The organism is Chelativorans intermedius, from assembly GCF_025398255.1.
In the GTDB taxonomy this organism is placed as follows: Bacteria; Pseudomonadota; Alphaproteobacteria; order Rhizobiales; family Rhizobiaceae; genus Chelativorans; species Chelativorans intermedius.
The window spans coordinates 1-9,759 of record NZ_JAODNW010000047.1; the positions used below are offsets into that span (position 1 = coordinate 1).

Consider the following 9,759-nt stretch of genomic DNA (forward strand, 5'->3'; position numbering starts at 1 on the left):
CGCGCCATGGCGCAGGCCACTGCCACCTGGCCTGGTTTTGCGCCGCCGCGTGGCCGGATTTTGCACCGCCGTTGACACGTCGTCATGGACAATCTCGGCTCCCACAAGGGCAAGGCCGTCCGGCAGGCCATCCGTGGCGCCGGCGCGAAGCTCATCTTCCTGCCCAAATACTCTCCCGACCTGAACCCGATCGAGCAGCTCTTCGCCAAGCTGAAACACCACCTGCGCAACGCTGCCCAGCCAACCCGCCGGGCCGTCTGCGAGGCCATCGGTCAAATCCTCAACTCAATCTCGGCCGACGAATGCACAAACTACTTCGCTAATGCAGGATGCGGACAAACCTAGATTCATCCCGCTCTAACCATGGCGCCCGGTCCGGACATTGCGCCATACCACGACCGGCAGATCGTCATCCTCGATCGCTCCGATTGGGCGGCATGGCTTGATCCATCCGTGCCGGCGAAGGACCTGATTAAGCCTCTGCAGGCTGGAGCGTTGACAGTGGAGCAGGTCGGTTAGGCGGATGGTGACCGGCGAGATTGGAAAAGCAGCGAATGATGACAGCTCGGAGAGGCGGCGATCCGCGATCACGAGCCAGGATCGCCACTGGCGGGGATCGCAAAGCGGACGAAATTCGGGTGCGGCAGACTGGATCAGCTTCTGCTGAATCGAGGCGGCGGTCGCCTGGATGTTCCGCCGGTCTTGGGCGGTTTCCGCCCGGCAGCGCGGATCCGGCCAGCGCTGGACCCTGATGTTGCCGAAAACTGGATCAGCTTATTGCCGGTCGGCTCATCCCGACCGAGCCCATGACGCACGGCTCGAAAACGTCGCGAGCAGCGCCGAGGCGATATCCTGCAGGCTTATTGGCTAGGTCGCCAACCTAGCTCCCACGCAGCTTGCGCGCGCGTATGAGTTCGGGCGGTGCTGCCGCGCGCCACACGAGTTGATGGGACTGAACGACATTGTCGGAGGTGACGGGAAGGCCGGGGAGGGCGATCCAAGGCGGCGGCTCGCGGCCGAGCAGGCCGAGAATGGTGGCCACGCCGGCCGCAATGCCCTGGTCGAAGGGCAATTGCGCCGCGATGCCCTTGACGAGGCCGCCTTTGGCCAGCTCAGCGGCGACTTCGCCACCCAGATCCACGGTGGTCACCGGGATCGTCCGGCCCGCGGAGCGGATCGCCGCGACGGCCGCGATCGCCGGCACGTCCCAAACCGCGAACATGCCGGAAATTTCCGGATGGCTTGCGAGCAGCTCGGCGGTGGTCGCGCCGGCTTGCGAAACGTCGGGGAACTTCCCGCGCACCAAAGTCAGGTCAGGGCGATGAGCATTTACCCACTTTCGGAAGGCTATCTCCCGCTCGTGGGTGGCGAAGAAGTCGATGCCGTAGGCGAGAATGCCGACCGTGCCGCCGTGCGGCACATGCGGCGAGAGCAATTCGGCGCCAATCTCGCCGAGCCCGAAATTGTCGGTTGAGACGACGCTGACATAATCGGCTCCGGGCAGCATGCCGGTCGGGGCGTTGTCGAGCAGAACGAGCTTCTTGCCGGCGGCGGAGATCGCCCGGTGCGCCTCCGAGACGCGGTTGCTGCCAATCGGGATGGACACCACCGCATCAACAGGCTCGGCGGCCAGCCGCAGCAGGGCCGCGACCTGCCGGTCCGCATCGAAGCCGCAGTCCACCACCTCGACGACCGCAGCGCCGTAGCGGCCGAGCGTCATGACCATCCCGGCCAGCTCCTCTCTCGACCAGTCGCTGGTTGTCGTATGGAGCGCGATCGCCACCGAGAAGCGGCGCTGGCGAGCAGCCTCCGCATCGGCGTCCGATAGGGTGACCTGGCCGGCCGGAACCGCCCTTTCACCGTGCGGGCCAAGACCCGTGATCGACATCCTCCCGCTCCCCATTGCTAGGCAACCACCTGTCCAGGCGGCCTGGGCCTCTGTGGCTGCCGCTTCACCGCCTCGGCGGCGCGCGTAAGAAAATCCCTGGTTTCCGGATGCTCGCGCGGCGATCCGAGCGCGATCCATCCTTGCAGGAATTTCGGCTCGAACAGCGCTTCGACCACGACCTGCGCAGCGCCGACCAGACCGGCCGAGCCGCTCATCTGCGAGCGGACGATGCGCAGGTCCCGGGTGACCAGCGGATGCGACTGTCGGTAGACCGCCTCTCGCACGGCGGCGAGCAGGATGTCGCCGGTCTGGGCGACGCTGCCCCCGAGCACGATCAGCGACGGGTTGAGCAGGTTGGCGAGCGGGGCCAACGCCTCGCCGACCGCGCGGCCCGCACGCGCCAGGAGCTCGATGCAGAAGCCGTCGCCGAGCTGCGCGCCATGGCCGGCATCCGTCACCGTCACCTCGCCGCTGCGCGCAAGAACGCCGGCGAGATAGGGGCTGCGCCCGCTCTCCGCCGCCTGGCGGGCCTCGCGTGCGATCGCCTCGCTGCCGGCGATCCCCTCCAGGCTCTCGCCGTCGATCGCGGTGTAGCCGATCAGTCCCGCCGCGCCCTGCGCCCCGCGATGGAGCCTTCCTTCGGAGATCACGCCGGCGCCGATAGAGCGCCCGAGCTTGACGAAGATCATGTCCTCGACGCCGATGCCGCTGCCGGACCGGAATTCGCCCATGGTCATCGTCTGCACGCCGCTGCGCACCCAGACCGGCGCGCCTGTGCGCTGCGCCAGCGCCTCGACGAAGGGGAAGCCGTCCCAGTTCTGAAACGCGCTCAGCACCGGCGCGAAAAGCCGATCATCGTCGGGCTTGTGGACGGGACCGGGCGCGGCAAGCCCGACGCCCCACACGCCGGTTTCGGTTCCGTGCTCCTCCCGCATCCATGTGAACAGGGAAGACAGGCGCTCGATCACGGGGTCGGGCCCCGCGGCCAGATCGACAGCCTCGTGGTGCTCGGCCAGCAGGCGGCCGGACAGGTCGGATATCCCGACCGCGAGCGAGGAGTGGCCGATTGTCGCCGCCAGGATCGTGCCGGCGCCGGTGCGGAAGCGGACATGGCGGGGCGCCCGCCCGCCGATGGCCTGGCCCAGCTCGCCTTCCTCGACGAGCCCGAGCCGGATCAGCGTCGCGAGGCGGTCGGTGACGACAGCGCGCCCGAGCTCGGACTGCCTCTCCAGCTCCTGGCGCGTCGTCGCCGCACCCGTGCGCACGAGGTTGAGCAATGTCGTTAGGCTGGTCTGGGCGGCCGCGCCCGGCCGTCCGCGCCCGGAGCCCGGCTCGACGGCTCGCGCCGCATCGGCGCCGTTTGCCCGGTCTCCGCGGTTCATCTCTCGCTACCTCTGGTTCGCCCGCCAATCATGCGCATCCGGATTCGGCCGCCTGGGTCCGCTGCTCGGTCGATGGGTAGCGCGGCTTCATTTGCAGATCAAGTTCCATCTTATGTTTTAATTCAGCAAAAGTTACCAGACTTTTGCATTTTTGCTGTTGACGAACGCGCATAGGGACGTATAAGCTTCGTTTGCAAAGCTCGGAGGAGCCAGGGAGCCGCGCAGGCGCAACGGCCGGACCACAATCCGGAAATGGCGCATGGACCCCCACCAACAAGGACGCGCTAACCGCGCCGGACAGGCAGCTGCGCACTGCGTCCGGCGGCGAAGCCATGGAGGAAACGAATGCCGGCAAAGCTCGCCTATCACGCCAATTGCTGGGGCGCGCTCGGCGGCAATGCCGTCGGCGTCACCTCGATCACGCAGCTCACCTATCGCACATTCGGCGACATGGAGCGGGCGATCCGCGAGATCGGCGAAGCCGGCTATGCCGGCGTGGAATTGTTCGACGGCAATCTGCTCGATTACCAAGGCCGCTATGGCGAGCTGCGCAATGCTCTGAATCAGTCCGGCCTCGTGCTGGTGGCCGCCTATTCGGGCGCGAATTTCATCTTTGGCGACATTCTCGCCGAGGAGCTGGCGCGCATCGAGCGCGCGGCGGGAGCGGCGGCGGAACTCGGTGCCGAACACCTCGTGGTCGGCGGCGGTGCCAAGCGCGCCAAGGGCCGCGAGGCGGATGACTTCAAGCGCCTCGGCGCTGCGCTGGACAAGGTCATCGACATCGCGGGCAAGGCCGGGCTCACCGCGCATTACCACCCGCATCTGTCGACCATTGTGGAGGGGCCGGACGAGGTCCGCGAGATCTTCCGCCACACGGCGATCAACTTCTGCCCGGATACCGCGCATCTGGCTGCCGCCGGCGGCGATCCGGCCCAGCAGATTCGCGCGTTCCGCGACCGCATCAGCTACGTGCATCTCAAGGGCTGGCAGCGCGAGCCCTTCGCCTTCACGCCACTCGACCGCGGCGATCTCGACATGAAGCCGATCGTCGATGCCCTGGCGGAGACCGGCTTCTCCGGCTGGGTCACCAACGAGCTCGACGCCTGGCCCGACCCGAAGGCGGGGGCCGAGGCCAGCCTGCGGTATCTGCGGCAAAACATGAAACTGGATTGAACGGACGGGCGCTGCGCCCGCAATCAGGGAGGAAGACAATGATACGTCTGGGGCAAATCACCGGCGCGCTTGCCGCCGTGCTGCTCGCCACGAGCCTTAACACCGTGCCGGCTTTCGCCGATCCGGACGCCGCTCTTGCGGCATTGCAGGACACCGTGCTGTCGAAAGGGCCGAACGGCGAGGATCCTGCGCCTGCCTCGTCGATCTCGCTCTCCGACGAGGAGCTGGCGAAGATCAAGGACATGAAGGCCACGGCGGCGATTGTCATGCATTACGGCGGCAACGACTGGTCGCGCGCCCAAGTGGCCGGGCTCAAGGATCAGTTCGCCAAGATGGGCATCGAAGTGATCGCCACCACGGATGCCGGCTTCAAGCCCGAGAAGCAGGTCGCCGATATCGAGACGGTCATGGCGCAAAATCCGAAGATCATCGTGTCGATCCCGACCGACCCGGCCGCCACGGCCTCGGCCTACAAGGCGGCTGCCGACAAGGGCGTGAAGCTGGTCTTCATGGACAATGTGCCGGCCGGCTTCGCCGCTGGCACGGACTATGTCTCGGCGGTCTCTGCCGACAATTACGGCAACGGCGTTGCGGCGGCGCATCTGATGGCGAAGGCGCTGGGCGGCAAGGGTGAGATCGGCCTTGTCTTCCATGCAGCGGACTTCTTCGTCACCAAGCAGCGCTACGAGGCCTTCAAGACGACGATCACGAGCGACTATCCCGACATCAAGATCGTCGCCGAGCAGGGCATCGGCGGGCCGGACTTCTCCGGCGACGCCGAGAAGGCGGCCTCGGCCATGCTGATCTCGAATCCGAGCATCGCGGGCATCTGGGCGGTGTGGGACGTGCCGGCGGAAGGCGTCATCTCGGCGGCTCGCACCGCCGGGCGAAACGACCTCGTCATCACCACCATCGACCTCGGCGAGAACGTCGCCATCAACATGGCCAGCGACGGCTTCGTCAAGGGGCTCGGCGCGCAGCGGCCGTTCGATCAGGGCGTGACCGAGGCGCTGCTCGCCGGCTACGGCCTGCTCGGCAAGCAGGCGCCCGCCTTCGTCGCGCTGCCGGCGCTGCCCGTCACCAAGGACAATCTGCTCGAGGCCTGGCGGACCGTCTACCACGCGGAAGCCACCGACAAGATCAAGGGCAGCATGAACTAAGGCGCGCTGAAGCGCCTGGCGGCCGGCTTCCTCCCCGCCGGCCGCACCTTTTCTCTTTCCGATTGGAGCGACACCATGTCCCGCACCCTCAATGTGGCCATGATCGGCGGTGGATTCATGGGCAAGGCCCATGCGATGGCCTATGCGGCCATGCCGATGTTCTTCTGGCCGGCACCGGCCATTCCCGTGCGCAAGGTCGTGGTCGATGTCACCGACGAACTGGCGGACGAAGGCCGCCGCCGCTACGGCTTCGAGGAAAGCTCGTCCGACTGGCGCGCGGTGGTGCGCCGGCCGGACATCGACGTGGTCGACATCGTCACGCCGAATGACAGCCATGCGCCAATTGCCGTTGCGGCGGCGGAAGCCGGCAAGCACATCATCTGCGAGAAGCCGCTGGCGCGCACCGGTGACGAGGCGAAGACCATGCTCGATGCGGTCAGGAGAGCGGGCGTCATCCACATGGTCGCCTTCAACTACCGCCGCACGCCGGCCGTGGCGCTGGCGCGCAAGTACATCGAGGAAGGCCGCATCGGCGAGATCAGGAACTTCCGAGGCACCTATCTGCAGGACTGGTCGGCCGATCCGGACTCGCCGCTCTCCTGGCGCTTTCAGAAGAAGATCGCCGGCTCCGGCTCGATCGGCGACATCGGCACGCATGTCGTGGATCTCGCGCGGTACCTGGTCGGCGAGATCGCCGAAGTCAGCGCGCTCGTGCGCACCTACAACAAGACGCGACCGATCCAGAGCGGCGGCTTGGACAAGCTCGGCGCGGCCGAGAAGAATGCCGGCGTCGAGCGCGCCGAGGTTGATGTCGACGACGAGGTCGTGACGCTGCTAAAGTTCGCGGACGGCGCGATCGGCTCGCTCGAGGTGACCCGCAATGCCTATGGCCGCAACAACTTCATCACCTTCGAGATTCATGGCACAAAGGGCTCGATCGCATTCAACTACGAACGCCGCGACGAATTGCAGGTGATGTTCGCCGACGATCCTGCCGACGCCAGGGGCTTCCGGACCGTCTATACAGGTCCCGCACACCCCTACGGTTCCGGCCTGTGGCCGATCCCGGCGCTCGGCATAGGCTATTCGGAGACCAAGATCGTCGAGTGCTACGATTTCTTCTCGGCGATCGCTTCGGGCAAGCAGCCGTCGCCCGACTTCGAGGATGGCTATCGCATTGCGCGTGTGGCGGACGCGCTGATCGATTCCGGCGAGAGCGGCGGATGGGTGAAGGTCAGGGAGTGAATGTGGCAACGACCGCGCACGCCGTGGCCATGCGCGGCGTATCGAAATCCTTCGGAGGCGTGAAGGCGCTCGTCGATGTCGATTTCGCCGTCGACAAGGGCGAGGTCCATGCGCTGCTCGGCGGCAATGGCGCCGGCAAGTCGACCATCCTGAAGATATTGAACGGCGTGCATGTGCCGGATGCCGGGACCATCGAGGTCGACGGCGTGCCGCTCGCCGAGCACACGCCGGAGGCCGCGCGCCGCGCCGGCATCGCCATGATCTTCCAGGAGATGAGTCTCATCCCGACGCTGACGGTGGCGCAGAATGTCTACCTCACGCGCGAGGCGAAGGGATCGTTCGGACTGATCGACGACCGCACGGCGGAGCGGCGGGCGAAGGCGCTGTTTGACATGCTGGAGGTCGAGGTCGATCCGAACGCCCTGGTCGGCGACCTCGGCGCAGGGCAGCGGCAGCTCACCGAGATCGCCAAGGCCATCTCGCAGGATGCCAAGGTGCTGGTGCTGGATGAGCCCTCGACGGCGCTGTCCGTCTCCGATGTCGAGCGGCTGTTCGCCTTCCTGCGCAAGCTCAAGGCGGAGGGGCATGCCGTCATCTACGTGTCGCACCGCATGGACGAGATTGCGAGGATCGCCGACCGCGCCACCATCCTGCGCGACGGGCGCCACGTGATTACGGCGCCGCTGTCGGAGCTGCCGGTGGAGACGATGATCGGCCACATCGTCGGCCGGCGCTCGCGCGGCCTCTCGGACGTGGTACGCGGCGCGGCGGCCATCGGCGAGCCGCTGCTGGAGCTGAAGAATGTCTCCGGCATGGCCAAGCCGAGGAATGTCAGCCTCGTGGTGCATCGCGGCGAGGTGGTGGGGCTGGCCGGCCTGCTCGGTTCCGGCCGCTCGGCGCTGGCGCGCGTGATCTGCGGCATCGACCCGATCGTCGAGGGCCAGATCCACGTCGCCGGCAAACCCGTCACCATTGCTTCGCCCAAGGACGCCATCGACGCCGGCATGGCGCTTGTCCCGGAGGACCGCCTGCGCCAGGGCGTGATCGCCGAGCACTCAGTGCTGTCGAACGTCACGCTCGCCATGCTCGACCGGCTGGCAAGCGGCATGTTCCTGTCGAACGAGAAGGCCCGCGCGCTCACCGACGAGCAGATGGCGGCACTGCGCATAAAGGCGGCTTCCCGCGACAGCGCCGTGCGCACGCTCTCGGGCGGCAATCAGCAGAAGGTGGTGCTGGGCAAATGGCTGGCGACCATGCCAGACATCCTCGTGCTCGACGAGCCCACGGCCGGCATCGACATCGGCTCGAAGTCAGAAATCATCCAGCTCGTGCGCGAGCTTGCGAAGGTTGGCAAGGCGATCGTCATGATCTCGTCGGAGCTGTCCGAGATGCTGTCGGCCTGCGATCGCATCGTGGTGATGTCCGACGGCCGCGTTACCGATGACATTGCCCGCGCCGATCTCGACGACGCGGAAACGACCGACGGCGATCCTGTCACACGGCTCCAGGCGGCCGAGCGGAAGCTGCAGATCGTCATCCAGAAGGCGCTGACCAGGAGCGATGCACATGTCCACTAGCGAAACCGCCGCCGCGACGTCTTTCGCGGCAAGGCTCGGCCTGGGCAATTGGCGGCAGAACGTCATCTATATCGGCTTCATCGTGATCTTCCTGGTGTTTGCCCTTACGTTGCACGACAAGGGGTTCCTCAATCCCAACAACCTGCTCAACATCTTCCGCCAGACGGCGATGATCGCGGTCATGGCGATCGCCATGACCTACGTTCTCTCGGCCGGTGAGATCGACCTGTCGGTGGGTGCGGTGGCGGGGCTCGCCTCAGTCACCACGGCGATGGCGATCGACGCCGGCGGGCTTCTGTTCGGCGTCTCGGCAGGGCTGGCCACGGGCATCGCCGTCGGCACCTTGAACGGGCTGCTCACGACGCGGATCGGCATTCCCTCCTTCCTCACCACGCTCGCCATGATGGGCATCGCCAAGGGCGTGGCGATGTGGATCAGCGACACGGCCGCCGTGCCGATCATCTCGCGCAGCTATTCCTGGATCTTCGGCGGCGGCAGCATCGGGCCGATCCCGGTTCTCTTGATCTGGATGCTGGTGCTCGGCGCCATCGGCCATGTCGTGCTGCGCAAGACGGGCTTCGGCCGCCGCGTGCTCGCGACCGGCGGCGGCGAGACCGCCGCGCGCTATTCCGGCATCGACACGCGTTCGATCAAGTTCCGCGTGCTGGTGATCTCGTCCATGGCCGCAGCACTTGCCGGCATGCTCTATGCCGGACGTCTGCAGTCCGGGCGCTTCCAACTCGGCGAGGGCGACGAACTGTCCGTCATCGCGGCGGCGGTGCTCGGCGGCACGAGCCTGTTCGGCGGCGTCGGCACGGTGATCGGCACGATCGTGGGTGCGTTGATGATAGGGCTCATCAACAACGGCCTGATCCTGATGGGCCTGGAGTTCAGCCAGCAACTGATGGCTCGGGGCGGCATCATCATCCTGGCCGTCGCCATGAGCCAGCCCCGGCGATAGCGATTGGTTAGACTAGAGTCAGGACGCAAATGAGCTACCGAGTCCCAGCTGAGGCAGGAAGGAGACCCGCAAGGAAGTTCCTACGCGATTTTCCTCTAATCGCGTAAATCCTTGAGACGTTCGATCAAGGCGGCGCTCGCCACCGTGGAGCAAAAGCCGATGAACCCATCGGCTTTGTGTTGCGAAAGGGGGACGATCTCTGAGGTGCGACGGTATACTCGATGCCGGCTCGGCCGTTGCAGGCGGATGAACAGGCTGACGTCACCGAGATAGTTCGGGTACGCACCAGCCTGTCGAGGGACTGTCGGATATTTTGTGCCTGAGGCCCGTTTCCGTCACTGGCTGACGAACCTTTCGCCGAATGCGACGGCGA

General features: G+C 66.2%; 7 protein-coding genes and 2 pseudogenes. 7 read left to right on the top strand and 2 right to left on the bottom strand.

Translation table 11 applies throughout. The features are described 5' to 3' along the window. Nucleotides 1–78: 78 nt before the first annotated feature. Both NYR58_RS19620 and NYR58_RS19625 read left to right on the top strand, forming a co-directional pair. A pseudogene (locus tag NYR58_RS19620) lies at nt 79–345 on the top strand (transposase); the annotation flags it as partial. A 12-nt stretch (nt 346–357) separates the two neighbouring features. Then, a pseudogene (locus NYR58_RS19625) lies at nt 358–519 on the top strand (SOS response-associated peptidase family protein); the annotation flags it as partial. A gap of 361 nt (nt 520–880) precedes the next feature. On the opposite strand, the gene NYR58_RS19630 reads toward NYR58_RS19625, so the two are convergent. Together NYR58_RS19630 and NYR58_RS19635 are read right to left on the bottom strand one after the other, a co-directional pair. Then, nucleotides 881–1,888, bottom strand: a complete 1,008-nt coding sequence (locus NYR58_RS19630; protein ID WP_261522835.1) for a substrate-binding domain-containing protein — start codon at nt 1,886–1,888, stop codon at nt 881–883. A gap of 17 nt (nt 1,889–1,905) precedes the next feature. Next, nucleotides 1,906–3,270: an ROK family protein gene (locus NYR58_RS19635; RefSeq protein WP_261522836.1), complete on the bottom strand. Its 1,365-nt coding sequence runs from the start codon at nt 3,268–3,270 to the stop codon at nt 1,906–1,908. A gap of 345 nt (nt 3,271–3,615) precedes the next feature. Here NYR58_RS19635 and NYR58_RS19640 point away from each other — a divergent pair, with 345 nt between their 5' ends. The 5 genes from NYR58_RS19640 to NYR58_RS19660 all read left to right on the top strand — a co-directional run bounded on the left by NYR58_RS19640 (nt 3,616) and on the right by NYR58_RS19660 (nt 9,386). Then, complete coding sequence (locus NYR58_RS19640) at nt 3,616–4,443, top strand: sugar phosphate isomerase/epimerase family protein (RefSeq protein WP_261522837.1); 828 nt, start codon at nt 3,616–3,618, stop codon at nt 4,441–4,443. Nucleotides 4,444–4,481: 38 nt separating this feature from the next. Beyond that, on the top strand, nt 4,482–5,603 hold the full coding sequence (locus NYR58_RS19645; RefSeq protein WP_261522838.1) for a substrate-binding domain-containing protein: 1,122 nt from the start codon (nt 4,482–4,484) through the stop codon (nt 5,601–5,603). A gap of 75 nt (nt 5,604–5,678) precedes the next feature. Beyond that, nucleotides 5,679–6,848, top strand: a complete 1,170-nt coding sequence (locus NYR58_RS19650; RefSeq protein ID WP_261522839.1) for a Gfo/Idh/MocA family protein — start codon at nt 5,679–5,681, stop codon at nt 6,846–6,848. Further along, entirely contained in the window at nt 6,827–8,425 is a 1,599-nt protein-coding gene (locus tag NYR58_RS19655) for a sugar ABC transporter ATP-binding protein (RefSeq protein ID WP_261522840.1), read from the top strand. The genes NYR58_RS19650 and NYR58_RS19655 overlap by 22 nt, the downstream gene beginning before the upstream one ends. Beyond that, entirely contained in the window at nt 8,415–9,386 is a 972-nt protein-coding gene (locus NYR58_RS19660; RefSeq protein ID WP_261522841.1) for an ABC transporter permease, read from the top strand. Before NYR58_RS19655 ends, NYR58_RS19660 begins: the two co-directional genes overlap by 11 nt. Nucleotides 9,387–9,759 lie beyond the last annotated feature (373 nt).

Excerpts from the sequence above, each read along its gene's own strand:
- NYR58_RS19630 (WP_261522835.1), bottom strand. The coding sequence starts at position 1,888 with ATGTCGATCACGGGTCTTGGCCCGCACGGTGAAAGGGCGGTTCCGGCC.
- NYR58_RS19635 (WP_261522836.1), bottom strand. The coding sequence starts at position 3,270 with ATGAACCGCGGAGACCGGGCAAACGGCGCCGATGCGGCGCGAGCCGTC.
- NYR58_RS19640 (WP_261522837.1), top strand. The coding sequence starts at position 3,616 with ATGCCGGCAAAGCTCGCCTATCACGCCAATTGCTGGGGCGCGCTCGGC.
- NYR58_RS19645 (WP_261522838.1), top strand. The coding sequence starts at position 4,482 with ATGATACGTCTGGGGCAAATCACCGGCGCGCTTGCCGCCGTGCTGCTC.
- NYR58_RS19650 (WP_261522839.1), top strand. The coding sequence starts at position 5,679 with ATGTCCCGCACCCTCAATGTGGCCATGATCGGCGGTGGATTCATGGGC.
- NYR58_RS19655 (WP_261522840.1), top strand. The coding sequence starts at position 6,827 with ATGGGTGAAGGTCAGGGAGTGAATGTGGCAACGACCGCGCACGCCGTG.
- NYR58_RS19660 (WP_261522841.1), top strand. The coding sequence starts at position 8,415 with ATGTCCACTAGCGAAACCGCCGCCGCGACGTCTTTCGCGGCAAGGCTC.